The following is a 24,716-nucleotide window of genomic DNA, read 5'->3' on the forward strand; positions in this document are numbered from 1 at the left end:
CCTCTCTCAGATGGTGGAAGGTGTGGGCCGGTCGGCGCCGGGCAGCCGGAGCGCCCGGTCCAGGCGCTCCCTGAGCGCGGGGCCGATCTCGGCGAGGGCCTCGTCGCGGTTCATGAGGGAGTGCGCGGCGTCGACGGGCCGGTCGTCGATCCCCCCGGTGACGTACGGCGCCCACGACCGCGCCTCGGGCGAGTCGGGGCCGCGCCCCCGGGTGGCGGTGAAGAACAGCACGTCGCCGTCGTGGAGTCCGGGCTCCGCCGCGCGCAGCAGGGCCGCGTGGTGCAGGAAGTCCCCGGCCAGGCGCTTGACGGTGTCCTCGTCCAGGGCGCCCATCGGGTTGTGCTCGCGGCGCAGGACCTCCAGGACGCCCGCCGCGTCCAGCCCGTCGGCCTCACCGGGCTCGGGCGCGTAGCCCAGGGCGTGGAGGTAGGCGGTGAACATCGCCGCGTCGTCGGCGAAGTCGGCGTTGCGCTCCTGTCCGACGGGGAAGGCGTCCATGATCGCCAGGACGGCGACCCGCTCCCCCTGCTCCCGGAGCCGGGAGGAGATCGCGTGGGCGATGTTGCCGCCGAAGGACCACCCGAGCAGGTGGTAGGGGCCGTGCGGCTGGACGGCGCGGATGTGCGCGATGTAGTCGTCGGCCAGCTCGCTGACGGTGGCCGCCCCGGCGGGGTGGTCGGTCTCGACGGCGGGCGACTGGAGCCCGTAGACCGGCTGGTCGGGGTCCAGTCGGCGCAGCAGGCCCGCGTACCCCCAGGCCAGTCCGCCCGCGGGGTGGACGCAGAACAGCGGCGGGCGCGAGCCGCCGGGCCGCAGGGCCAGCAGGCGGGCGAGGCTGTCGCGGGGCGAGCCGTCCTCGGTGGCGGCCAGCAGCAGGGACACCGTGGGGAACCGGAACAGCATCGGCACGGTGACCTCGACGCCCAGCGCGGTGCTGAGGCGGTCCACGAGCCCGGGCGCGAGCATGGAGTGCCCGCCCAGCTCGAAGAAGTTGTCGTGGACGCCGACGGTCGGGCGGCCCAGCGCCTCGGCGAACAGGGCGCACGCCTCGGCCTCGTGGGGTCCGCGCGGCACGCCCCGCACCTCGTCGACGCCGAAGTCGGGTTCGGGCAGCGCGGCGCGGTCGAGCTTGCCGTTGGGCGTCAGGGGCAGCGCGGTCATCGGCACGAAGGCGGTGGGGACCATGTAGTCGGGCAGGGACGCGGCGGCGTGCCCGCGCAGCAGTTCCACGGGCGGCGCCGTGCCGTCGCGGCCCACGACGTAGGCGACCAGTTGGCGCCCGGTCGCGGGGTCCTCGCGTACGACGACCGCGCACTCGGCGACGTCGGGGTGCTCTCCCATGACCTGGGCGACCTCCCCGGGTTCGATCCGGAAGCCGCGGATCTTGACCTGGTCGTCGACGCGGCCGAGGAACTCCAGCGCTCCTGCGGCGCCCCAGCGGGCGAGGTCGCCGGTGCGGTACATGCGGTCGCCTCCCCCGGAGAAGGGGTCGGCGATGAAGCGCGCCCCGGTCAGGGCGGGCTGGCTGCGGTAGCCGCGGGCCACGCCGGTGCCGGAGATGTACAGTTCGCCGACGGCCCCGGCCGGGACGGGCTGGAGCCCGCCGTCGAGGACGTAGACCCGGCTGTTGGCCACCGGGCGGCCGATCACCGGGCCGGGCTGCTCGCCGACGGCGGCGATGACGCTGTCCACGGTGCACTCGGTGGGACCGTAGAAGTTGTAGGAGCGCACCGAGGGCCGCGATCCCAGTTCGCGCCACAGGTCGGCGTCGACGGCCTCGCCGCCCAGCGCCACCACCCCGGGGCCGCCGTCGCCGTCGAACAGTCCCTCGGCCATGAGCTGGCGGACGTAGGTGGGGGTGGTCTCGATGGAGTCGATGCCCTCCCCGCGCAGGTGGGCGACCATCGTCCTGGGGTCCTTGCGCAGTTCGTCGTCGACGATGTGGAGTTCGTGCCCGTCGACGAGCCACAGGACGGGGTCCCAGGAGGCGTCGAAGGCCACCCCGGCCGTGTGCGCCACCCTCAGCCTGCCGCCGCGCTGGCGCGCCGCGGGGGCGAAGAGGTCCTCCCGGTGCTGGGCGTAGAGGTTGACCAGCGAGCGGTGTTCGACCTCCACGCCCTTAGGGCGTCCGGTGGAGCCGGAGGTGTAGATGACGTAGGCGACGTCGGAGCCGTCGACCGGGCGGACCGGCCGGGTGCGGCGCTCGCCGACCAGCGGGACCCGGGGCAGCGGCCCGTCGAGCACCAGGGCCGGGTGGCCCTCGGGCACGCGGTCGAGCAGGTCGGAGACGGTGACCACCAGGGTGGGCCGCGCGTCGTCGAGCATGTGCGCGACGCGGGCGTCGGGGTAGCCGGTGTCGATCGGCAGGTAGGCCGCGCCGCTCTTGAGGACGCCGAGCAGGACGGTGACGGTGCGCGCGGACCGGGGCAGCAGTACGGCGACGGTGTCCCCGGCGCCGATGCCCTGTCCGCGCAGGGCCAGGGCCAGCAGGTCGGCCCACTGGCGCAGCGCTCCGAAGCTCACCCGTTCGCCGCCGTGGACGAGCGCGGTGTCGCCGGGTGAGGCGGCGGCCCGGTCGTCGAAGAGGTCGACCAGGGTGGTGGCGGGGAGGGCGCGTCGGCGGCCGCTGCCGCCGCCGAGCAGGCTCTCGCGCTCGGCGGGGGTGAGCACCTCCAGCCTGCCGAGCACGGTCGAGGGGTCCTGGGTGGCCTTCTCCAGGAGCAGGACCAGGCGTTCGACCAGGCTCCGCGCGGTGGCGGGGTCGAACATGGCGGCGCTGTACTCCAGGGTGCCCTCGATGCCGTCGGGCGCGCCGAGGTGGTCGGTGCGCTCGCCCAGCGTGAACAGCAGGTCGAACTTGGCCTCGCCGCCGCCCACGCCCGGCTGCGGCTCGACGCGCAGGCCGGGCAGCTCGACGGTGGCGTCCTGGGTGTTCTGCAGGGCCAGCATGGTCTGGAAGAGGGGGTGGCGGCCCAGGGCGCGCTCGGGGCGCAGGCGTTCCACGACCCTCTCGAAGGGCACCTCCTGGTGGGCGTAGGCGGCCAGGCCGTCGTCGCGCACCCGGCGGAGCAGTTCGTCGAAGGTCGGGTTGCCCGAGGTGTCGGTGCGCAGCACCAGGGTGTTGACGAAGAACCCGACCAGGTCGTCCAGCGCGTCGTCGGTGCGCCCGGCCACCGGGCTGCCGATGACGACGTCCTCGCCCGCGCCCAGCCGGGTGTAGAGCGCCGCCAGTCCGGCGTGCAGCACCATGAACAGGCTGGCCGAGGAGGAGCGGGCCAGCGCGAGCAGCCTGCGGTGCAGGGTCCGGTCGATGCGGACGGGCACCGAGCCCGAGGGCTGGCGCGAGGACAGCGGCCGGGGCCGGTCCGAGGGCAGCCGCAGCTCGCCCGGGGCGTCGGCCAGGCGGTCGGTCCAGTAGTCGAGCTGGCGGCTGACCAGGCTGTCGGGGTCCTCCTCCGAGCCCAGCAGCGCCTCCTGCCACAGGGTGAAGTCGGCGTACTGGACGGGCAGCGGGTTCCAGCGCGGCGGGACGCCCTCGGTGCGGGCCGCGTAGGCGGTGGACAGGTCGCGTGCCAGGGGGACGGTCGACCACGCGTCGCCCGCGATGTGGTGCACGACCACCAGGAGCAGGTGGTCGTTGGCGCCCCGGGACAGCAGGTGCGCGCGCAGCGGGCGGTCCCGCCGCAGGTCGAATCCCTGGGAGGCCAGGGTGTCGAGGCGCTCGCGCAGGTCCTCCTCCCCGTCCACGGGGACCACGTCCAGCCGCGTCGGGGCCCCCTCGGGGTCCAGGACCAGCTGGTGGGGGACGCCGTCGTCGTCGGGGAAGACGGTGCGCAGGCTCTCGTGGCGCCGGGTGAGGTCGGCGAGCGCGCCGCGCAGCGCGGCGGTGTCGACGTCGCCGGTGAGCCGCAGCGCCATGGTGATGTTGTAGTCGGCGGCGTCGGGGTCCATGCGGTTGAGGAACCACAGCCTGCGCTGGGCGTGCGAGAGCGGGACGCGGACCGGGCGCACGGCGGGGCGCAGCGGCGCCTGCGCGCGGCGGCCCGAGTCCAGGAAGGTGGCCAGCCTGGCCACGGTGGGCGCCTGGAACAGGGCCCGGATCTGGAGTTCCACGCCCAGGACGGAGCGGATGCGCGCCACCAGGCGGGTGGCGAGCAGGGAGTGGCCGCCCAGGGCGAAGAAGTCGTCGTCGATGTCCACCTCGGGCACCCCGAGGGTCTCGGCGAACAGCGAGCACAGGGTGCTCTCGTCGCCGGTGCGCGGGCGGCGGCCCCGGACCGTAGCGGGGCCGGGGTCGGGCAGCGCGCGCCGGTCGAGCTTGCCGTGCGGGGTGAGCGGCAGCGCGGGCAGCTCCGTCACGGTGGCGGGCACCATGTGCTCGGGCAGGCGCGCCGACAGGTGGGCGCGCAGCTCACCGGGGTCGAGGCGGCGGCCCTCGCGGGGCACGGCGTAGGCGAGCAGGCGGGCGTGCTCGGTCCCGGCCCCGGCGGCGACCACGGCGGCCTGTGCGACGTCGGGGTGGGCGGCCAGGACGCCCTCGGTCTCGCCCGGTTCGATCCGGAAGCCGCGGATCTTGACCTGGTCGTCGGCGCGGCCGACGTAGCGCAGCGCCCCGTCGGCGCGGCGGGTGACCAGGTCGCCGGTGCGGTACATGCGCGCTCCGGCGGCGCCCTCGGGGTCGGCCGTGAAGCGCTCGGCCGTGAGCGCGGCCCTGCCCCGGTACCCCTGCGCCAGTCCGGCACCGTACAGGTACAGCTCGCCGACGACGCCGGGCGGCACGGGCCGCAGGCGCGCGTCGAGCACGCGCGCGCCGGTGTTGGCCACCGGGCGGCCGATGACGGGGTCGGCCTCGGTGGCGGAGCTGGCCATGACGCTGTCGACGGTGCACTCGGTGGGGCCGTAGAGGTTGAGGGCGGTCACGCCCTCGGTGGCGCGCAGCTCCCGCCACAGCGCCGGGGGCACCGCCTCGCCGCCCAGGGCGACGATCCGGGGGCCGCCGCCGTCGGCGAGCAGGCCCGCGTCCATGAGCTGGCGGGCGTGGCTGGGCGTGACCTCGACCGCCTCGATCCCGTCGGCGCGCAGGCGCCGGGCCAGGAGCGCGGAGTCGCGGCGCACGTCCTCGCCGACCACGTGCAGTTCGTGTCCGGCGACCATCCACAGGATCGGGTCCCAGGAGGCGTCGAAGGCCACCCCGGCCGTGTGGGCCACCCGGAGCGGGCGCCCGTCGGCGCGCTCGGCCGGTGCGAACACGCGCTCGGCGTGGGAGTGGAACAGGTTGGCCAGCGCCCGGTGTCCCACGGCGACGCCCTTGGGCAGGCCGGTGGAGCCGGAGGTGTAGATGAGGTAGGCGGTGTCGTCGGGGCGCGGGGGGCGCGGGCGGACCCCGCTGGGCGCGCACAGGGACGGGTCGTCCACGGCCACCCGGGGCAGGTCCCCGGGCAGCGCGACCGGCTCCTGCCGGGTGGTGACCACGCAGGAGGGGCGGGCGTCGGCCAGCAGGGCGGCCACGCGCTCGGGCGGATAGGAGGTGTCCACGGGCAGGTAGACGGCGCCGCTGGAGAGGACGCCGAGCAGGGCGGCGACCGTGTGCGCGGACCGGGGCAGCGCGACGGCGACGACGTCGCCGGGGCCGGTCCCCCGTCCGGCGAGGACCCCGGCGATGCGCCGGGCCCGGGCGTCGAGTTCGGCGAAGCGGACCCGTTCGTCCCCGGAGACGACCGCGGTCGCCTCCGGTGCGGTGCGGACCCGCTCCTGGAACAGGTCGACGAGGGTGTGGCCGGGGACGGTCCCGCGGGCGCGCTCGTCCTCGGCCCGTTCCACGGCCCGCTCGTCGGCGGTGCGCAGGTCGGGGGCGCTGACGGGGGCGCCGGGGTCGGCGACCAGGGCGGCCAGGAGCCGCACGTAGCGGTCCGCGACCAGTTCCGCCGTGGCGGGGTCGAACAGGTCGGCGCTGTACTCCAGGGTGCCGCCGATCCCGGCGTCGGCCGTCTCGCCCAGGCTGAGCGAGAGGTCGAACTTGGCGCCGCCCGGTGCGGCGCCCGGCTCGGTCCGCACGGTGCAGCCGGGCAGGTCGAGGACGGCCTCGGGGGTGTTCTGGAGGGTGAACATGGTCTGGAACAGCGGGTGGCGGCCCGTGGCGCGCGCGGGGTTGACCTCCTCGACCACGCGCTCGAAGGGCACGTCCTGGTGGGCGAAGGCGGCCAGGTCGGCGGCGCGCACGCGGTCCACCAGGTCGGTGAAGGTCGGGTCGCCGGAGGTGTCGGCGCGCAGGGCCAGGGTGTTGACGAAGAACCCGACGAGTTCGTCCAGCGCCCCGTCGCCGCGTCCGGCCACGGGGGTGCCCACGACCACGTCCTCCCCCGCGCCGAGCCGGGTGAGCAGCGCGGCGAGTCCGGCGTGCAGGACCATGAAGGGGCTGGCGCCGCGGGCGCGGGCGAGGTCGGCCAGGGCGCGGTGCAGCTCCGGTCCGATCTCCAGCGGGACGGAACCGGCGCCGCGCTCGGGCTCGGCGGGCCGCGGCCGGTCGAAGGGCAGGCGGGCCTCCTCGGGGGCGTCCGCCAGGGCGTCGCGCCAGTAGGCGAGCTGCCGGGCGCCGGTGGAGCCGGGGTCGGACTCCTCGCCGAGCAGTTCGTGCTGCCAGAGCGTGTAGTCGGCGTAGTGCACCGGCAGGGGCGTGAACCGGGGCGTCCGCCCCGCGTGCCGGGCGGCGTAGGCCTCGGCCAGGTCGCGGCCCAGCGGCGCGAGCGACCAGCCGTCGCCCGCGATGTGGTGCACGACCATCAGGAGCACCGCGTCGCCGGAGTCGAGCGTGAACAGGCGGACCCGCAGCGGCGTGTCCAGGGTGAGGTCGAAGCCGCGGACGGACTCGTTGGCCAGCAGCCGCGGCAGGGACTCCTCGGTGCAGCGGACCGTGGTGAGGTCGGTGCGCGCCTCGTCCGGGGCCAGCACCTGCTGGAGGGGTCCGTCCCCGTCGTCGGGGAAGAGCGTGCGCAGGGTCTCGTGGCGGGCCACGACGTCGCGCACCGCGGGCAGGAGCGCGTCCGGGTCGAGGTCGCCGCCCACGCGCAGGGCGACGGGGATGTTGTAGGAGCCCGCGGCCGGGTCCATCCGGTTGACGAACCACAGCCGCCGCTGGGCGGGCGACAGCGGCAGCCGCTCGGGTCGGGGGCGCGGCCGCAGGGCCGGGGCCGCCCCGTCGCCCTCGCGCAGGACGGCGGCCAGGCCGGCGGGGGTCGGGTGCTCGAACAGGTCGCGGATCGACAGCGCGCCGGCCTCCAGCTCGGTGCGCACGCGCGCGGCCAGCCGGGAGGCGGTCAGCGAGTGGCCGCCCAGGGCGAAGAAGTCGTCGTCGGCGCCGACCTCGTCCACGCCCAGGACCTCGGCGAACAGCGCGCACAGGACGCGTTCGCGCTCGGTGGCGGGCGGGCGGGCGGCGGTGGCCGCCTGCTCGGGGGCGGGCAGCGCCGCGCGGTCCAGCTTGCCGCTGGGGGTCAGCGGGAGGGTGTCCACGCGCACGAGCGCGGACGGGACCTGGTGGGCGGGCAGCCGCTCGGCGGCGTACTCGCGCACCGGGCCGGTGTCCAGACCGGGTTCGCCCACGACGTAGCCCACCAGCCGCGCCCGGTCGCCCTCGGACACGGCCACGACGGCCGCCCGCGCGACCGCGTGGTGGCTCTCCAGGACCGCGGCCACCTCGCCGGGTTCGATCCGGAAGCCGCGGATCTTGACCTGGTCGTCGCCGCGGCCGACGAACTCCAGCGCGCCGTCGGGCGCGCGCCGCACGAGGTCGCCGGTGCGGTACATGCGGCCGCCGTCGGCCGCGAACGGGTCGGCGACGAACCGCTCCGCGGTGAGTTCGGGGCGGTTGAGGTAGCCGCGCGCCAGGTTGGCGCCCGCGAGGTAGAGCTCGCCCACGGCGCCGTCCGGGGCGGGCGCGAGCCCGCCGTCGAGGACGTAGCCGCGGCCGTTGGCCACCAGCGCGCCCAGGTCGGGGCCGTGGGCGGCGGTGACGGTCGCGGTCATGCTGTCGACCGTGGTCTCGGTGGGCCCGTAGAGGTTGAGGGCCAGGACGGGGGCGTCGGCCAGTGTCCGCCACAGTCCGGTGTCGACGGCCTCGCCGCCCAGGGCCAGGACCGAGGGGCCTCCGTCGAGCAGCCCCTCGGCCAGCAGCGCCCGGGCGAAGGAGGGCGTGGTCTCCACGGCGTCGATCCGCTCCCGGCGCAGGTGCGCGACCAGCGCCTCGGGGTCGCGGCGGACCTCGTCGGGCACCAGGTGCACCCGGTGGCCGTCGAGCATCCACAGGACGGGGTCCCAGGAGGCGTCGAAGGACAGTCCCGCGGTGTGGGCGGCGCGGGCCGGGCGGCCCAGGCGGCGGTGCGTGGGCCCGAACAGGTGCTCGCGGTGGTGCAGGAGCAGGTTGAGCAGGGACCGGTGCTCGACGGCCACGCCCTTGGGGCGGCCGGTGGAGCCGGAGGTGTAGATGACGTAGGCGAGGTCGTCGGGGCCGGGCGGCGCGACGCCGTCCGCGGCGGGCGGACCGGCGGGCTGCCCGTCGATCTCGGCGCGGGTGGCGGGGTCGTCCAGCAGCACGGTGCCCTTGCCCGAGGCGGTCTCGGGGGCGGTGGAGCCGACGGCGACGGTCAGGGCGGGGTCGGCGTCGGCGGCCATGGCAGTCAGGCGTGCGGCCGGGTAGGAGGGGTCCAGGGGCAGGTAGGCCGCGCCCGACTTGAGCACGGCGAGCAGCGCGACCGGTAGGTCGGTCGTGCGCGGCAGCCGCACGGCCACCAGGGTGCCGCGTCCGGCGCCCCGGTCGGCCAGGTGGCGGGCGAGGCGGTCGCTGCGCGCGTCGAGGTCGGCGAAGGTCAGGCGGCCGTCCGGGGCGGTCACGGCGGTGTCGCCGGGCGCCTTGCGCACGCGGTCGCCGAACTCGGTGAGGACCGTGTGCGGGGGCAGGTCGCGGACCGCCCCGGTCCCGGCGGCGAGCAGGGCGGCACGCTCGCCGTCCTCCAGCAGGTCGACACGGCCCACGGCCGTGGCGGGGTCCTCGCCGAGGGCGTTGAGCATCCGCAGGAAGCGCCGCTGGTGCTCCTCCAGCCGGGCCGGGGTGTAGAGGTCGGCGCTGCCGTCGAAGTCCACGCGGATGTCGCGTTCGGCCGTGATGCCGTGGACGACGATGGACAGGTCCTCGACCGGGCCGATGGCCAGGTTGTGCGCCGTCGCGGGCAGTCCGGCGAAGGTGAGTTCGCGCCCGACCGGCATGATGTTGACCGAGGGGCCGGTCAGCCGCCCCTCGCCGGGGGCGATGCGGCGCATCTCCTCGTAGCGGGTGCGCTGGTGGCGCAGCACCTGGCGGGCCTCCCGGGCCACGTCGCGGGTCAGGGACTCCAGGGACTGCTCCGGGCGCACCCGCACGCGTAGGGGCACGATGTTGGACAGCATCGAGGGGACCGAACGGGCCAGCGCGTTGCGGCGCGCGGTCACCGGCAGGCCCAGCACGACCTCGTCGGTGCCGGTGGCGCGGTGCACGTAGGCGGCCGTGGCGGCGAGCACGGCGGAGTGCAGGCCGGTGCGCGCGGACCGGGCGGCGGCCACCGCCCCGGCGGCGTCGGCGCGGCGGATGTGGACGGTGGAGCGGTGCAGGGCGCGGGGCATGCGCTCGGGCGCGGCGGCCAGTCCCGCGGGCTCGACGTCCTCGGCCAGCCGCCCGGCCCAGAACTCCCGGTCGGCGCGGGCGGTCTCGGAGTCCCCGTACTCCGCCTCGGCGTCGAGCAGGTCGTGGAGCGAGCCGAACGGGGAGGGGCCCGGGTCGCGGCCCTCGGTCATGGCGTCGTAGTGCTCGGTGATGCGGCCGAGGACCAGCATCGCGCCGTAGCCGTCCAGCAGCAGGTGGTGGACGCGCTGGTAGCAGTAGTTGCGGTCGTCGGCGAGCCGGAACAGCACCTCGGCGAAGAGCTCGCCCCGCGCCATGTGGGGCCTGTCCAGGTCCTCGCGCATCCACGCGAGCGCGACGGCGTCGGGGTCGTCCTCGCCGCGCAGGTCCACCACTCGCAGGCGCCAGTCCTCGGGGTACTCGACCCGCTGCCAGGGGCCGTCCTCGTCCTCGCCGAAGGCCAGGTGCAGGGCCTCGGCCTCCAGGACAGCGCCGCGCACGGCGTCCGCGAAGCGGTCGGTGTCCAGCTCCCCGCGCAGTTCGACGTACTCGGCGATGTTGTACAGCGGGTTGTCCGGGTCGAGCTGCTGCGCGTACCACAGCCCCTTCTGGGCGGCGGTCAGGGGGAGTCTGGCGGACGGCTGATGATGCGGCATCGACTACCTTCCGTTCGCGCCGCGAGGGCGGCTTCTGTGCGTGGCACTCACGGGTGCGGGCGTCCGGTCCGCTCTCGGCCCGGTTGCGGCTGTGAACCGGCGGAAGCGGGTCCGGACGCGACCGTGTGCGGGGTGTTGCGTGACGCGGCCGGGTGTGGGGTCCGGCGCGCGAAGCAGCGGGACGGCTACGGAGTGGCACCGGTTTCGGGCGCTGTGCCGCCCGGGATTCCGGCCCGTTGACGTCCTGTGTGCCGGTCACACGTTCTGGGTGTCATTCGTGGCTCATGCGAGGTTTGGACGGGATGACCTGAATCACACCGAGTGGGCTCACACTCCGGGGGTGTGTCCAGGGGCGCCGACCGCGGTGCCGCCCGTGCCGCGGGCACGGTGCGGTCGGCGCGCTGTGGGCGCGGGTGCGGTCGGTGCCCGTGTGCGCGGATGCGTGTCCGCACGGGTGGGCGGCCGCGTCCCGGAGGGGCGCCGCGAGTGCGGAGCCGCGCTGGTGCGTTTTCGCTGGTGGGAGACCACACGTACGCGCCCCGAGCGGCCACGGGGACCGCGGGCACCGTCCGTCCCGCGGCCCGGCCGCGGGTTAGTTGTTGATCTGGTAGTTGCCGATGAACAGGGTGATCAGGCTGGTGTCTCCGAGCAGCGAACCGAGGAGGCCCCCGGAGCCGTCGGCAGCGGCGGCGGGGGCGGCCGAGCCCAGGAAGAGGGCGGCTCCGGCGAGGGAGGCGACGGCCAGGGCTGCGGTCCGGCGGGCGAGGGAGAACATGACGGGTTCCTTCCGTTCGGTCGGTGCGTCTACCGATGGCGGGTGCCTCTGGTGATCCGTAGCGGGGGGCGTGTCCGGATTGGTGCAAAAGTTGTCAAAAACTAAGAACCCTCCTCACCTTCGCTTACGCCGCGAAAACATGCGTGCTCCTCCTGGGACCCGAGAGGCGCAGCGGTACCGAACCGGACCGCTGTCCCGCACGTCCCACGGGCGAGGTACCCCCGGGGCGCAAGGCCCCCGAGACAGAAGAAGGCCCCCGATGGAGTTCTCCGGTGACTTCGAGACCCACCTGACCCTGGACGCGACCGCCCCCGGGCGCGTCGCGGAGGCGTCGGAGTGGGCGCGCGAGCACGGGCTCAAGTTCACCCACATCGAGCTGGACCGGGGCGAGTCCCCGTCACAGCCGATGGTCACCTACCACTCCGACGGGAGCGCCCTGGCGCGGGAGCTGGCCGTGGCGGAGCGGTGGGCGGCCCTGCTGTCAGGGGCCGGGTTCGCGGTCACCCGCACCAAGATGGAGGTGTCCCGCCGGGCCGCCGGGGTCCCCTGGGACCGGGAGGAGGCCGAGCTGATGCCGGAGTCGTGCTATTTCGAGACGCACGTCAAACTCCTGCTCCCGGCGTCGGCCGACCCGGCGGCGCTGTCCGCGATCGTGGAACCCCACCGCGCCCGGCTGTCGCGCAACGCGCGCAGGGTCCGCGACGACGGCTTCCAGGAGCGGTTCGTCACCCAGCGGTGCTCGCGTGTGGGCCACAGGGAGGCCGCCCGGTTCGAACACGCGCTGTTGAAGGCCCTGGAGAGGGCCGGGGTGACCTTCGAGGACAAGGAGGGTTGGCAGCCCAGGGCCCTGTCGGTGGAGCGGGAGTTCGTCGTCCACGACACCGCCCTGTCCGTGGACGCGGGGTGGATGGACGCCGCCCCGGTCCGCGACGCCGACAACGTGCCGCCGGGCGAGTACGCGCCGGACAGCTACCGGCAGCGCCCGCCCGGCACCTACGTGCCCAACACCGACGGCCCGGAGGCGAGCCAGGGGAAGGTGTTCGACCCCGCGCTCAAGCACCTGGACGACGCCTACCGGGCGGGTGAGCCGGTGTTCACCGACCCCGGCCTCGGCTCCCGCTGGTGGGAGGCCAACCGGCGGGCGATGGAGCTGGCCCTGCGCGCGATCGCGGGCACGCCGTGGCGGGACAGCCTCATGCTGCGCGGCAGCATGCTCATGCCGGTGTGGGCGGGCGACGCCGCCCGGCGCCCCCGGGACCTGGACTTCGTGGTGGTCCCGGCCGAGACCGCCCCGTTCGGCGACCCGGCCGACCGCATGTTCGCGGACGTGGTCGGGGCCGTCACCGGGGCGTCCGCGCAGCGGATCTCCTTCGACGCCGAGGGCGTGCGGCTGGAGAGCATCTGGACCTACGAGCGGGCGCCGGGCCGCCGCGTGGTCGTCCCGTGGCGGGCCGGGGGCCTGCCCCCGGGCACCGTGCAGATCGACGTGGTGTTCAACGAGGCGCTGCCCGAGCCGCCGGTGGCGGTGTCGGTGGCGGGGGCGGACGTGCTGGCGGCCGGGGCGGAGCTGTCCCTGGCCTGGAAGGTGCTGTGGCTGTACACGGACACCTACCCGCAGGGCAAGGACCTCTACGACGCGGTCCTGCTGGCCGAGAGCGCGCGGCCCTCGCGCGAACTGCTGGTGAGTGTGCTGCGCCCCGAGCTGGGAGAGCGGGCCGAGACCGTGGACGAGCGCTTCCTGCGTGAGGAGGGCAGCCTCGACTCAGACGAGTGGGACGACTTCGTCAGCGACTGCCCGTGGGTGGAGGGCGACGCGGGAGAGTGGGTGGACCGTTTCGAGGCGGCGATGGCCCCCGCGTTCCGGGGGGAGTGAGCGGACCCTTCCCTCCGCGCGGCGGGAAGGTTCGGCGCGGCTCCGGAGACACCGCTCGACGGGCGTGCTGGCAGGGGTGCTGACGGAAGGGCTGACTAGCCTGTGGCCATGCGGGAGATCCGGAGAGAACCGCGCGGGTGGGCCCGTCCGGCCGTCGAGGCCGTGCTGTGGGCCCTTCTGGGCGCGCTGATCGTGATCGAGCTCTCCGGGGTCCGCGACCGGGCGCCGGTCCTCGAAACGTGCCTCCTGCTGGCCGCCCTGGCCGTCGCGGCGGCCCTGTCCCGTCCCCTGCCGTTCGCCTCCCTGGGCGTCATGCTCAGCGGGGCGGTCCTGCAGACGTCCGCCTCAGGGTTCCTGGTGGTGGAGACCACCGTGATCGCGCCCTGGCTGGCCGTGGCTGTGCTGGCGCTGCTCACCGGCCTGCGCTCGGAACGGGTGCGCCCGGTGGTGGTGATGGTGGTCGCGGCGTGCTCGTTCACCCTCGTCCTGCACCTGTCGGCGGGGCTGGTGTTCGGCGCGGGCGTCCGCGCGTTCCTGTCCGACTCCGTGGACTGGCTGGGCGCCGTCCTCGTCATCGCGCTGAGCACGCTCGCCCCGTGGCTGTTCGGCCGCTACCAGCGCCTGCGCCGCCGGGTGTGGCGGGGCGGCTGGGAGATCGCCGAGCGCATGGAGCGGACCCGCGCGGCCGAGGCCGACCGGGCCCGCCTGCGGGAGCGCGCCCGGATCGCGACCCGGATGCACGACTCCCTCGGCCACGACCTCGCGCTGATCGCGGTGCGCGCGGCGGCCCTGGAGATGACCGCGCCGGAGGGCTCCGAGCAGGGACGGGCAGCCGGTGAGCTGCGCACGGCGGCGCACGAGGCCAACCTGCGGCTGCGGGAGGTCATCGGGGTGCTGCGCGAGGACGACGGCGGTGGCGACGGTGGCGACGGCCGCGGCGAAGCCGCTGCCGGACCGGGCGCGGTCGGGTCGGACACGGGCGCACCGAACGCGGGCGAGTCGGCGGCGGTCCTGGTGCAGCGCGCCGCGGACGCCGGTATGCGGGTCCGACTGCTGCGGGAGGGCCCCGATCCGGACCCGTCCGCACCGGGCGGCGGCGCCGTGCACCGAGTGGTCCAGGAGGCGCTGACCAACGCGGCCAAGTACGCGCCGGGGGCGGAGGTGACCGTGCGGGTGGTCCGCGAGGACGACCGGACCCGGGTGTCGGTCAGTGACACAGGACCGCCGGAGGCCGTGCGGACGGTGCTGCCCGCGCGGAGCGGGGACGGGTCCGGCCTGGCCGGGCTGCGCTCCCTGGTGGAGGGGCTCGGCGGGAGCTTCGCCGCGGGCCGGGAGGAGGGCGCGGGGTTCGCCGTACGGGCGACCGTGCCCGACCCCGGTGCCGAGGGCGGGGCGGAGGAGCCCGGGGAATCGGAGACGCGTCGCGCCCACGGCGAGGCCCGCGCCCGCGCGCGGCGCCGGCTGGTGGCCGCCGTGGCCGTTCCGGCCGCGCTGGGCCTGGGGCTGGTGGCGGTCGGTCTCGGCCTGCTGTCCTGGGTGGGCACCAACACCGTCCTGCCAGCGGAGCGGTACGAGCGGTTGTCCGTGGGGGACGACCGGGAGCGGGTGGAGGGGGTGCTCCCCCGGTTCTCCTATCCCGAGGGTTCGGTGTCGGCCCGGGCCTCCGAGCCGCCCGCGCCGCCCGGTGCCCGGTGCCTCTTCTACCTGTCCCGGTACGAGAACGGGCTGCCGCCGGTGTACCGGCTGTGCTTCGAGGACGGCGTCCTGGTCGCCAAGGACAAGATCCAGCGGACCGACTGACCGGGCGGCGCACTGACGGGGCGGCACACTGGCCGAGCGGCGCGCTGACCGGACGGCGCAGTAGGGTGTCGGCGTGAACGCGACAGACGGCGCCGGGACGCTTCGCGTCGTCCTCGCGGACGACGAGGCCATGATGCGCGCCGGACTGCGCGCGATCCTGTCGGCGGCGCCGGGGATCGAGGTGGTGGGCGAGGCCGGGGACGGCGACGCCGCCGTGGCCCTGGTCGCCGAGCACCGTCCCGACATCGCGCTGCTGGACGTGCAGATGCCCGGCACGGACGGCCTGGCCGCGACGGAGGTCATCGCCCGGGAGCACCCGGGTACGGCGGTCGTCATCCTCACCACGTTCTCCGAGGACGCCTACATCGCACGGGCGCTGTCCGGGGGCGCCAGCGGGTTCGTGCTCAAGAGCGGGAACCCCCGGCAGCTGGTGGAGGGGCTGCGCGCGGTCGCGGAGGGCGGGGCGTACCTGTCGCCGGAGGTGGCGCGCCGGGTGATCGACGAACTGGACTCCTCCGGGGGGCGGCTGTCCCGCGCGTCGGCGGCGCGGGAACGGGTCGGGCGGCTCACCGGACGCGAACGCGGGGTGCTGGCGCTGGTCGGCCAGGGGTGCTCCAACGACGAGATCGCCCGCCGCCTGGACATCGCCCCGGGCACGGTGAAGGTGCACGTGGGGTCGATCCTCACCCGGCTCGACGTGCGCAACCGGGTGCAGGCCGCCGTGGTGGCCTACGAGGCCGGACTGGTCTGAGCCGGACCGATCTGAGGCCGTGGTCCAGTCCCGGTCCGGTCCCGGCGCGGTCCCGGCGCACTGGGCGAGGGGCCCACCGGTGGAAGCCGTCCGCGGGCGCAGGCCGACCCGGGGCGCGCATCCATGGGCGCGCGGGTTCGCGGGTTGTCCACAGGCGGGAACCGGGGCTGGCGTTGAGGGTGGCCACTGCGGTTCGATGGAATCGGGGGGTCCCCAGGGCTCTCTCCGTCGGCATGCCCTCACCCCGTTCCCCACGCCCCCACGCGCCGCTCCCACCGCCCGCCCTACCCCTTTGTGCCTACCCGGCCGCTGCCGTCCAGGCGATGTGCGCCGGGCGCCCCGGCCCCGAGCATGGCTGGCATGAACACCACCCACTCCGTCCGCGCCAGGCGCGCGACCGCCTACGGGTCGGCCGCCCTCGTCCTCGCCGCGGCGTTCTCGATCCCCACCGCCCTCAACGCGGCCACCGGCTCCGGGAGCGTGGTCCTCACCCCGCCCGAACCCACCGGCCCGCACGCCGTCGGCCGGACCGAGCTGCACCTGGTCGACCCCGACCGCGGCCACCCCTGGGTGGAGGAGGCCACCGAACGGGACGTCATGGTCAGCGTCTGGTACCCGGCCGGAGAAGGCACCGGTGCAGGCGGGGAGGGCGGCACCTCTGCCGGGGACGGCACGGGCACCGGCGAGCCCGCGCCCTACGTCACGCCCTCCGTCTCCGGGGTGCTCAGGAGCGAACTGGAGCAGGGAGGGCTCCACCGCGACAGCGTCGACTTCGACGCCTTCCGGGTCAACGCCCTCCAGGGCGTCCCGGCCGCCGACACCGGCCCGTTCCCCGTGGTCCTCTACTCCCCGGGGATGGAGCAGTCCCGGTTCCTCAACGCCCTGCACCTGGAGGAACTCGCCTCCCACGGGTACGTGGTGGCCGCCATGGACCACCCCTACGAGACGCTCGCCGTGGACATGCCCGACGGCCGGGTACTGCGCACGAGCGCCCCCTCCTTCAGCACCGAGGCCCTCAATGAGGCCGTCGCGGTCCGGCGCGCGGACACCCGCCTGGTCCTGGACGGGCTGACCGCGCTCGCGGAGGGCGACAACCCCGACGCGGGCGGCCAGGAGCCCCCCGAGGGCCTGGGCGGGGCGCTGGACCTGGACTCGGTGGGCATGTTCGGCCACTCCGCCGGAGGACTCACCGCCGCCGAGGTGATGCTGGAGGACGACCGCGTCGACGCGGGGCTGGACCTGGACGGCACCATCGGCTACCACGTCGGCGACGAGGTGTGGTCGGAAACCAACCTGCGGGGCGCCGACCGCCCCTTCGCGCTCCTGACCGCGGGAAGGGCCGGGATCGGGCTCGAACCGCACCACAGCGGGTACAGCGCCGGGTTCCGGACCTTCGTGGACGCCTCCTCGGTGGACGTCCTGGAGCTGTACATGGCCGAGGGTGAGCACTTCAGCTACACCGACCACCAGTGGGTCCTGCCCGGCGTCGACGAGGCCCTCCAGCCGGGCAGCCGCGCCTGGCCCGACCTGGTGGAGGGGGCGATCGGCACCGTCGACCCCGAGGAGTCCGTCCGGGCGCAGCGCGCCTACGTCACGGCCTTCTTCGACTCCCACCTGCGCGGTGGGCGGGACCCGATCCTGGACGGCCCGTCGCCGGACCTGCCCGCGATGGAGTTCGTCGGCGAGGACTAGTCCCCGGGCGGGCACCGGGAGGGCTCGGGTCAGGCGCCCGCACCCGGCACCGCGGAGGCCCGGAACGCGCCTTGCGCGTCCCGGGCCTCCGGCCACCGGTAGGGCCCCGTCAGGCTCCTCCGGTCCTTTACACGTCGCGCACGCGCAGCTCGGTGTGGGCCACGATCTGCGCGGCCAGGGCCCAGCCCACGACCGCGGCGATGTTCACCGGCCCGTCGTGCGGGGCCGTGTAGAAGCCCACGTCACCGCCCGCGTAGAACTCGATCCCGGCCGTTCCCGGCATCAGCGCCGCGAAGTCGCTGATCATCTGCACCTGGGAGAGCTGCATGACCATCGGCAGCCCCATGAGCAGCAGGAACCCCATGATGAACGTGCCAAGCATGCTCCGCGTCGCCGTGCCGATCCCGACGAACAGCACCGCGAACAGCGCCATGCACACGCCCGCGTTCAGCGACGTCGCCAGGGTCCCGGCGACGTCGGCGGAGGCGTACCGGCCGACGAACACGCTCAGCACCGCGACCGCCGTCACCGTGGCGAGCACGCCCGCCGCGAAGGCGAGTGCGGCGGACACCAGCGTGCGCGCGACCAGCACGGTCCCCCGGGCGGGTCGCCACAGCAGCGTGCTGGTGACGCTGCGGTTGCCGAACTCCCCGGTCGCGGTCAGCGCGGCCATCACCAGCACGGCGATCTGCACCAGGTAGAAGTGCCCCTGCGAGGTGAGCCGCATGAACGCGGCGCCGTCCGCCTCGTCCGGGTTCTCCATGATCCGGGTCCACTCGGTGTAGCCCATGATCGCGGCGAACACGGCCATGCCCGCCAGCGCGGCGCCGAACGCCCACCACGTGGAGCGCAGGGACGACTGCCTGATCCACTCGGCGGCGACCTCCCGGAACAGGTCCGTCCGGGGGCGGCCCCCGGAGCGGTCGGCCCCCGCCCCGGCCGCCTTCCCCGCCGCACGCCGCGTTCCCTCGGCGCTCGCGGGGGTTCCGGAGCCCTCCTTCACACCCGCCGCACTCGCCGCACCCGTCGCACCCGTCGCACCCGTGGCACCGAACACCCTCGACACACCCGTCATGTTCTCCCCACCCCTGTCGTCCCGCCCGCTTCGGTTTCCGCCCCGGGCCCGCTCCCCTTCCTCCCACCACCGGTTCACCGGGACCTCCCGCGTCCCAGGCGACGCAGTGGCCCGGCCGGTCCAGTGGTGCTCCCGGAAGACGCCGGGTCCCCGGCGGCGGGTCCCGTGTCCCCCGGCGCGTTCCCCGAAGCGTTCCGGCCGGAGGCGGCGGGCCTGGAGCGGACGCCGTACTCGACGGAGTCCCCGGTCAGTTCCAGGTAGGCCTCCTCCAGAGAGGCCTCCTCCAGCCGGAGCCCGTGGACCCGCGCGCCCATGGCGTGCGCGTGGTCGCCGACCTCCGCCACACCGAGCCCGAACACCCTCAGGCCGGTGCTCCGATCCCGGCCGTCACCCCGGTCCCGGCCGTCGCCCCGGTTCCAGCTGCCGTCTCGGCCCCGTCCGCCACCGGCACCCCGTGCTGATCCCTCGGCACCGGAGTGACCGCTGTCCCGGACATCTCCTCCGTGTCCGGGTTCCCCGCCGTCCCGGACACCACCGCCATCACGGACATCACGGGCCTCCCCGACTCCCCGAACACCCCTGTCGTCCCGGGTGTCCTCCACCGCCTCGATCCGCACCGACGGCCCCAGCCGCTCCAGCCCCTCCCGCAGCCTCGCGGCGTCCGGGCTGCGCACCAGCACGTGCGTGCGCGACCAGGCCGCGATCACGTCGGAGATCGGCGCGTCCGCGATCAGCCGCCCCCGGCCCACCACGACCAGGTGGTCGGCGACCATCTCCATCTCGCTCATCAGGTGGCTGGAGACGAACACGGTGCGCCCCTCGTCGGCGAGCCGCCGCGTCAGGTCGCGCATCCACCGCACGCCGTCCAGGTCGAGCCCGTTCACCGGCTCGTCGAACAGGAGCACCCCCGGGTCCCCCAGCAGCGCGTCCGCGACGCCCAACCGCTGGCGCATGCCCAGGGAGTACCCGTGCACCCGCTGGCGGGCGACGCCGGTCAGGCCGACCTCCTCCAGCACCTCGTCCACCCGGCTCCTCGGAATCCCGCCGCCCGCCGCCTTCGCGGCCAGGTGGGCGCGGGCGCTGCGCCCGGGGTGGGCGGCGTCCGGCGACAGCAGGGCGCCGACCTGCCGCGTCGGCCGGTCCAGCCGCGCGTACTCCCGGCCGTTGACCAGGGCCTCCCCCGACGTGGGCCGGGCCAGGCCCAGCATCATCCGCATGGTCGTGGACTTCCCCGCGCCGTTGGGCCCCAGGAATCCCGTCACACGCCCGGGTTCGACGGTGAAGGTGAGTCCGTCCACCGCCGTCCTGCCCCCGTAGCGTTTGGTCAGTTCGCGCACCGTGAGCACGGTTTCCCCTCTCTTCCGCTCTCGTGGTGCACCACGCTAGGAAGACGGGCCCCGGGCCCACATCTGTGGTTCGTCGGGGACCGGATACGCACTTGTGCCTACCCGGCGCCTGGCGGGGCCGTTTCGCCGGACCGGCGTTTCGGGTAGGTCCCGTGGGTGACGGCCAACCGGTCGAACGGGGGGAGAGGTCATGCGGGCGTCCATCGGCGACTACGTGCGTACGCACGGGGTCGTGAGCACCGAGGGTCAGCACGTCGGGGAGATCGTGGAGGTACGCGGCGCCGACGACGGGCCGCCGTACGTGGTGCGGTTCCCGGACGGGGAGGAGCGGCTCGTCTATCCCGGGCCGGAGACGGTGGTGGAGCCCCGGCACCCGGTGGACTGAGCGGCGCCGGAAGGGGCGGTCGGGGCACCCGGAACGGACGGGCCGCGGGGAGGCCCGCCGGGCTGCGGGGAGCCGGAGGAGTCGACCGGACCACCGGAACGCCCTGGGCGTCCGGCCGGGCGGGACGGCCCGCCTGTCCAAGCCCGGAAGCGGCCGGAACGTACGGGGCGGTCGGGGCCGCCGGGACAGCGGAGACGCTCAGGCCCCCGGCAGCGCACCCGGCGGCGGCCCGCGCCACGTCGGACACACGGGACGGCGGCGGGCGTGACGCCCGCCGCCGTGGTGTCCGGGGCCCGCCCGCGGATCAGGCCGACAGCCGGTCCAGGAAGCCGCCCAGGTTGGCCGAGGCGCGGGCGATCTGCTCGTCCACGGTAAGGGACTCCTCGAAGCGCCCTCCCTGCTCCGGCTCCTTCTTCCCGCGGATGTACAGCGAGCAGGCGAAGTCGGTGCACATGTACAGGCCCACCGTGCTGCCGTCCTTACCGGCGCTCCTCGCCTTGGGCGCGGCCAGCAGGGCCACGCCCCGCCCGGGGTGGGTGGTCAGGCACACCGAGCACATGCTCCGGCGCAGCCCGGCACGGACGTTGGACAGGCGGAAGGCCACGCCCACGAGCCGGTCGCCGCGCTCGGTGACCAGGTAGGCGCGTTCGTGCGCGGTGTGGTCGCGCCAGCCGAGGAAGTCCAGGTCCTCCCACGGGCGCCGGTCCAGGTCGCGCGGCAGTGAGAGCCGCTGTGCCTCCCCCTTCGAGCAGTTCACGAACGACGTCCGGATGTCCCGCTCAGTCAAAGCTCTCATGGGAGGGACGCTAACGCCGCAGGTCGGGCCCGGGCAACGTTTTTACGGCGCGGCGTACCGTCTCCGCGCGGGCCGAAATCCCCGCACCACCGGGCGTCCGGCACGCTCCGCCCCGACCGCGCCGTGCCCCGTGTGACCCGTTCCACCCTGACCGACCGCTCCCGGCGCGGATCGGCCGCCCCGCGCCCGGCGTCCGCGCGGTCTCAGGGGCGTCTGATCAGGTAGAGCGCGAAGGGCTCTCCCCCGTGGCGGATCTCGCGCGCGTAGCCGAACCCGAGCCGTTCCATGACCGCGCGGGAACGGAGGTTGTGCACCTCGGTGAAGGAGACCACCTCGTCCGCGCCGAGGTCGTGGAAGGCGAACTCCAGCCCCGCGCGGCCGATCTCGCTGGCGTAGCCGAGCCCCCAGAAGCACTCGCGGATCGCCCAGCCGACCTCCAGGCACCACAGGGAGTCCACCACGGCGCGGGACAGGCCGCCGCGCCCCACCAGCTCGCCGGTCCACCGGTCGTGCGCGATCCACTTGTGGACGCCGTCGGTCTCCCAGGCGCGTTCCATGTGCAGGGCGCTCTCCCAGGCCTCTCCCCGCGTCCACCTGCCGCCGTACCAGCGGGCGACGCCGGGGTCCCGGTGCAGCCGCCACAGCTCGCGGGCGTGCTCGGGGCCGATGGGGTCAAGGCGCAGCCTCCGGGTGAGGCGGACACCGGGCGGGCCCTGCCACCCGGCCGGGGTCCCCGGTGCGTCGCCGCGGCGGTGTCCGCGGTCGGGGCCGGTCACGGGTGCTCCCGCCGGTTGCGGGCGTCGGACGGGGCGGCGGGGTTTCGGTCTCCGGGCGTGTGGAGGAGGGCCCCGTTCGCACCGCGCGCGTTCCCGGCCGCGCCGCGTGCGTCCCGGTGCACGTCGCGGGTGCCGTCCGCCGCACCGCGCACTCCCCCGTGCGCCCTCTCCGCTGCCACGTGGGAAAGTCTAGGTTCCGACCCTCCCGTACGGCCGCCACCGCCGTGTACTGGGACTTTCCCGTTATCCGCGGGCACTCGGCGCGTGATGTCCCCTCCCGGAACCGATCGGGCGTCAGTCCCGCTGGAAGAGGCGCGCCGTGTACAGGACCGCGCCGGAGGCCAGCCCGGCCAAGGCCAGCGAGGCCGCGAACGAGGCGGCTTCGAGCACGAAGCCGGAGAGCTCGACCGTCTCGGCCAGGAAGCGGCGCGAGGCCTGGCGCGAGAGGACGAACACGGCCACGAAGGCGACGAAGGAGACGACCGAGGAGACCTTCACCGGAGTGTTCCGGGGTTCTGAAGAGGAGGCATGCGGGCCATCCTAGGGCGCGCCGTACCCGGTCACTCCCCGGGCCCGGGGGTCGGTCCCGCGGCGGCCCGCTCCCCCTCCTCCCGCCCGCCCATCTGGAGGAACGCCGTGCCGACGGCCACCAGCAGCAGACCGCCCGCCCGCATCAGGCACTGCGCTCGGCGCCGACCGGGCGCCGTTCCCGGGAGAGCCCGGTCTCGGGCCGTGTCGCGCCCTGGCACGCACGGTGCACAGGCAGCAGACTGGGCCCCGTCCGGGACCCTCCGGGCACGCGTCGAGGAGGACACATGGAACTCGGTCTGCACGTCGCCGACTTCACCTGGGACGGCGGAACGCCCGCCATCGGCCCCGCGCTCGCCGACACCGCCCGCGCCGCCGAGGCCGCGGGCATCTCACGGCTCACGGTGATGGACCACTTCTGGCAGATGGGCGGGGACATCGGCCCGCAGGAGAACGCCATGCTGGAGGCGTACACCGCTCTGGGCTTCCTGGCCGCGCACACCGAGCGGGTCCTCCTGCACACCCTGGTCACGGGGGCCGTGTACCGCGAACCGGGTGTGCTGGCCAAGCAGATCAGCACCCTGGACACGCTGTCCGGCGGGCGCGCCGGGCTGGGCATCGGGGCCGCCTGGTACGCCGACGAGGCGCACGGCCTGGGTATCCCGTTCCCGTCCACGGCGGAGCGGTTCGAGCGCCTGGAGGAGACGGTCCAGATCTGCCTCCAGATGTGGGGCGGGGACGAGGGACCCTACCGGGGCAGGCACCACACGCTGGAGCGCACCCTCAACTCTCCGCAGAACATCTCCGCACCGCACCCGTACCTGATGATCGGCGGCGGCGGGGAGCGCAAGACGCTGCGCCTGGTCGCCCAGTACGCGGACGCGTGCAACATCTTCGGCGGTCCCGACGCGGCGCACAAGCTGGACGTGCTCCGGCGGCACTGCGAGGACCTGGGCCGCGACTACGACCGGATCGAGAGGACCACGACCTTCTCCGTCACCCCCGACACCACGCGGGACGCGCTGGTCCGTCAGCTGCTGGAGCTGGCCGCGACCGGGTTCTCGGTCGCCTACGTGTACGGCCAGGGATTCTCCGACCCCCGCCGCGTGGTCGAGCTGTTCGGCTCCGTCCTGCCGGAGGTCGCGGGCGCCTGAACCGGGCGGTTCCGGCGCCCGTGCCGCGAATCCGCGTGCCACGCGCCGGGCCCCGTAGGCCGCGACGCGCGCCCCCACGAGTGGCCCGGCCCGCCGCCCGGACGGGCCGGAACCGCCTTTCAGGCACGGTTCAGAGCGTGTCGATCAGCTCGCGGCACGCCCGCTCGCACCGGCGGCACGCCTCGGCGCACACGCGGCAGTGGTCGTGCATGGAGGCGTGCCCCTCGCACTCGTCGGCGCACGTCTTGCAGGCCTGCGCGCAGGCCTCCAGGACCGCGCGGGTCAGGTTGGCGTCGTAACCGGTGTGACGCGAGAGCACCCGGCCGGTGGTCTCGCACTGGTCGGCGCAGTCCAGGTCGGTGCGGACGCACTTGACGAGGTCGGCGACCCCGTCCTCGCTCAGACAGGCGTCCGCGCAGGCGGTGCAGGCTTGGGCGCACTCGAAGCACGCCTCGATGCAGGCCCGCAGCCTCTCGCGGTCCACCCCGCCCAGGTCCTTGGGATAGGTCTCCAGCATCCGGCTCGCCACGCTCATGGCGTTCCCCCTCGGCGTCGTGCGGCGCCGGGGGCGGGCGCCCCCGGCCCTGGTCCGCACTCCTCCTAACCGGCGGGTGGCGGGGCAAACCCCGGGAAGGGCCGGTGCGGGCGCCGGGTGGTCCCGGCGCCCGCCGCAGGTCGGGCCGGGTCAGTGACCGCCGTGGTCCCCCTCGGTGCCCTGTCCGGAACCGTCCTGTCCGGCGCCGTCCTCCCCGGAGCCGCCGCCTCGGCCGAGCATCGACTCCATCTCCTCGATCTCGGCCTCCTGGGCGTCGACGACCTCCCGGGCCAGTTCACCGGCCTCGGGGTCGACGCCGTTCTCCAGCTGGTCCTCGGCCATCTGGACCGCGCCCCGGTGGTGGGCGATCATCAGCTCCAGGAACAGCGTGTCGAAGGCCTCCCCCTCGGCCCGCTCCAGCTCCGCCATCTGCTCCTCGGTCATCATCCCGGACATGCCGTGGTGCTCCCCGTCGCCCTCGGGCTCGACCCCCCAGGCGTCCAGCATCCCCCGGAGCTGTTCGATCTCGGGCCCCTGGGCGGCCTCGATCTCGGCCGCGAGGGCCGCGACCTCCTCACCCGCCCGGTCCTCGGCGAGCCGGGACATCTCCACGGCCTGCTCGTGGTGGGGGATCATCATCCGGGCGAACATGACGTCGGCGTCGTTGAACTCGGCCGCCGACTGCTCGGCCGTCGGCTGCTCGGCGGACCCGGGCGCGGGATCGGAGGCCTCCCCGCCGTCGCAGGAGGCGAGGAACAGGGCGGCGGCCAGTGCCGCCGGAGCCGCCAGGAACGCGCGGGTACGGAACTGCGTGGTCATCTTCGGTCCTTCTTCATGGCTTCTTCGCGCATGGCGCGGCGCGCCACGGCGAGGTGAACAGGGCTCGGGACCGGGTGTCGGGGCGCGTGGGGCCGCCGCACCACCC

Annotated in this window: 16 protein-coding genes; 6 read left to right on the top strand and 10 right to left on the bottom strand. The window is 75.1% G+C overall.

The window, feature by feature from the left end:
* Positions 1–6: 6 nt before the first annotated feature.
* Together AC0VX6_RS25330 and AC0VX6_RS25335 are read right to left on the bottom strand one after the other, a co-directional pair.
* Entirely contained in the window at positions 7–10,305 is a 10,299-nt protein-coding gene (locus AC0VX6_RS25330; RefSeq protein ID WP_475466371.1) for an amino acid adenylation domain-containing protein, read from the bottom strand.
* Positions 10,306–10,897: 592 nt separating this feature from the next.
* On the bottom strand, positions 10,898–11,080 hold the full coding sequence (locus AC0VX6_RS25335) for a hypothetical protein (protein WP_212642580.1): 183 nt from the start codon (positions 11,078–11,080) through the stop codon (positions 10,898–10,900).
* Positions 11,081–11,339: 259 nt separating this feature from the next.
* On the opposite strand from AC0VX6_RS25335, the gene AC0VX6_RS25340 reads away from it, so the two are divergent.
* The 4 genes from AC0VX6_RS25340 to AC0VX6_RS25355 all read left to right on the top strand — a co-directional run bounded on the left by AC0VX6_RS25340 (position 11,340) and on the right by AC0VX6_RS25355 (position 17,196).
* Complete coding sequence (locus AC0VX6_RS25340) at positions 11,340–12,953, top strand: nucleotidyl transferase AbiEii/AbiGii toxin family protein (RefSeq protein ID WP_475466373.1); 1,614 nt, start codon at positions 11,340–11,342, stop codon at positions 12,951–12,953.
* 108 nt (positions 12,954–13,061) lie between these two features.
* A complete protein-coding gene (locus tag AC0VX6_RS25345) occupies positions 13,062–14,753 on the top strand; it encodes a sensor histidine kinase (RefSeq protein WP_475466375.1) in 1,692 nt (563 codons plus the stop codon).
* A gap of 73 nt (positions 14,754–14,826) precedes the next feature.
* Complete coding sequence (locus AC0VX6_RS25350) at positions 14,827–15,504, top strand: response regulator (RefSeq protein WP_475466377.1); 678 nt, start codon at positions 14,827–14,829, stop codon at positions 15,502–15,504.
* 360 nt (positions 15,505–15,864) lie between these two features.
* Complete coding sequence (locus AC0VX6_RS25355) at positions 15,865–17,196, top strand: alpha/beta hydrolase family protein (RefSeq protein ID WP_475466378.1); 1,332 nt, start codon at positions 15,865–15,867, stop codon at positions 17,194–17,196.
* A gap of 127 nt (positions 17,197–17,323) precedes the next feature.
* Here the strand turns inward: AC0VX6_RS25355 and AC0VX6_RS25360 are convergent, their stop codons facing one another.
* Both AC0VX6_RS25360 and AC0VX6_RS25365 read right to left on the bottom strand, forming a co-directional pair.
* Positions 17,324–18,271, bottom strand: a complete 948-nt coding sequence (locus tag AC0VX6_RS25360) for an ABC transporter permease (protein ID WP_475466380.1) — start codon at positions 18,269–18,271, stop codon at positions 17,324–17,326.
* Positions 18,272–18,345: 74 nt separating this feature from the next.
* Entirely contained in the window at positions 18,346–19,617 is a 1,272-nt protein-coding gene (locus tag AC0VX6_RS25365) for an ATP-binding cassette domain-containing protein (RefSeq protein ID WP_475466382.1), read from the bottom strand.
* Between the two features lie 190 nt (positions 19,618–19,807).
* Between AC0VX6_RS25365 and AC0VX6_RS25370 the strand changes: the two genes are divergently transcribed.
* Positions 19,808–20,002 carry a DUF1918 domain-containing protein gene (locus AC0VX6_RS25370; protein WP_013155254.1) on the top strand — a complete coding sequence of 65 codons (195 nt, stop codon included), beginning with the start codon at positions 19,808–19,810 and terminating at the stop codon, positions 20,000–20,002.
* Between the two features lie 304 nt (positions 20,003–20,306).
* Here the strand turns inward: AC0VX6_RS25370 and AC0VX6_RS25375 are convergent, their stop codons facing one another.
* From AC0VX6_RS25375 to AC0VX6_RS25390, 4 genes are all read right to left on the bottom strand, one after another.
* Positions 20,307–20,798 carry an FBP domain-containing protein gene (locus AC0VX6_RS25375; protein ID WP_274974994.1) on the bottom strand — a complete coding sequence of 164 codons (492 nt, stop codon included), beginning with the start codon at positions 20,796–20,798 and terminating at the stop codon, positions 20,307–20,309.
* A gap of 203 nt (positions 20,799–21,001) precedes the next feature.
* Complete coding sequence (locus AC0VX6_RS25380; RefSeq protein ID WP_475466384.1) at positions 21,002–21,574, bottom strand: GNAT family N-acetyltransferase; 573 nt, start codon at positions 21,572–21,574, stop codon at positions 21,002–21,004.
* Positions 21,571–21,753 (bottom strand): hypothetical protein, encoded by a 183-nt coding sequence (locus tag AC0VX6_RS25385; RefSeq protein ID WP_274974996.1) that lies wholly within the window; start codon positions 21,751–21,753, stop codon positions 21,571–21,573. Before AC0VX6_RS25385 ends, AC0VX6_RS25380 begins: the two co-directional genes overlap by 4 nt.
* Positions 21,754–21,868: 115 nt before the next feature.
* Positions 21,869–22,072 carry a hypothetical protein gene (locus AC0VX6_RS25390; RefSeq protein ID WP_248772258.1) on the bottom strand — a complete coding sequence of 68 codons (204 nt, stop codon included), beginning with the start codon at positions 22,070–22,072 and terminating at the stop codon, positions 21,869–21,871.
* Between the two features lie 317 nt (positions 22,073–22,389).
* On the opposite strand from AC0VX6_RS25390, the gene AC0VX6_RS25395 reads away from it, so the two are divergent.
* Positions 22,390–23,256 carry an LLM class F420-dependent oxidoreductase gene (locus AC0VX6_RS25395; RefSeq protein ID WP_475466387.1) on the top strand — a complete coding sequence of 289 codons (867 nt, stop codon included), beginning with the start codon at positions 22,390–22,392 and terminating at the stop codon, positions 23,254–23,256.
* A gap of 130 nt (positions 23,257–23,386) precedes the next feature.
* Here the strand turns inward: AC0VX6_RS25395 and AC0VX6_RS25400 are convergent, their stop codons facing one another.
* Together AC0VX6_RS25400 and AC0VX6_RS25405 are read right to left on the bottom strand one after the other, a co-directional pair.
* Positions 23,387–23,791 (bottom strand): four-helix bundle copper-binding protein, encoded by a 405-nt coding sequence (locus tag AC0VX6_RS25400; protein ID WP_274974999.1) that lies wholly within the window; start codon positions 23,789–23,791, stop codon positions 23,387–23,389.
* Positions 23,792–23,941: 150 nt separating this feature from the next.
* The gene (locus tag AC0VX6_RS25405) at positions 23,942–24,610 is read right to left on the bottom strand and encodes a DUF305 domain-containing protein (RefSeq protein ID WP_274975000.1); all 669 of its coding nucleotides are present in this window, start codon (positions 24,608–24,610) and stop codon (positions 23,942–23,944) included.
* Between the last annotated feature and the right edge of the window lie 106 nt (positions 24,611–24,716).

It is taken from the genome of Nocardiopsis sp. iso_25 (assembly GCF_056173305.1).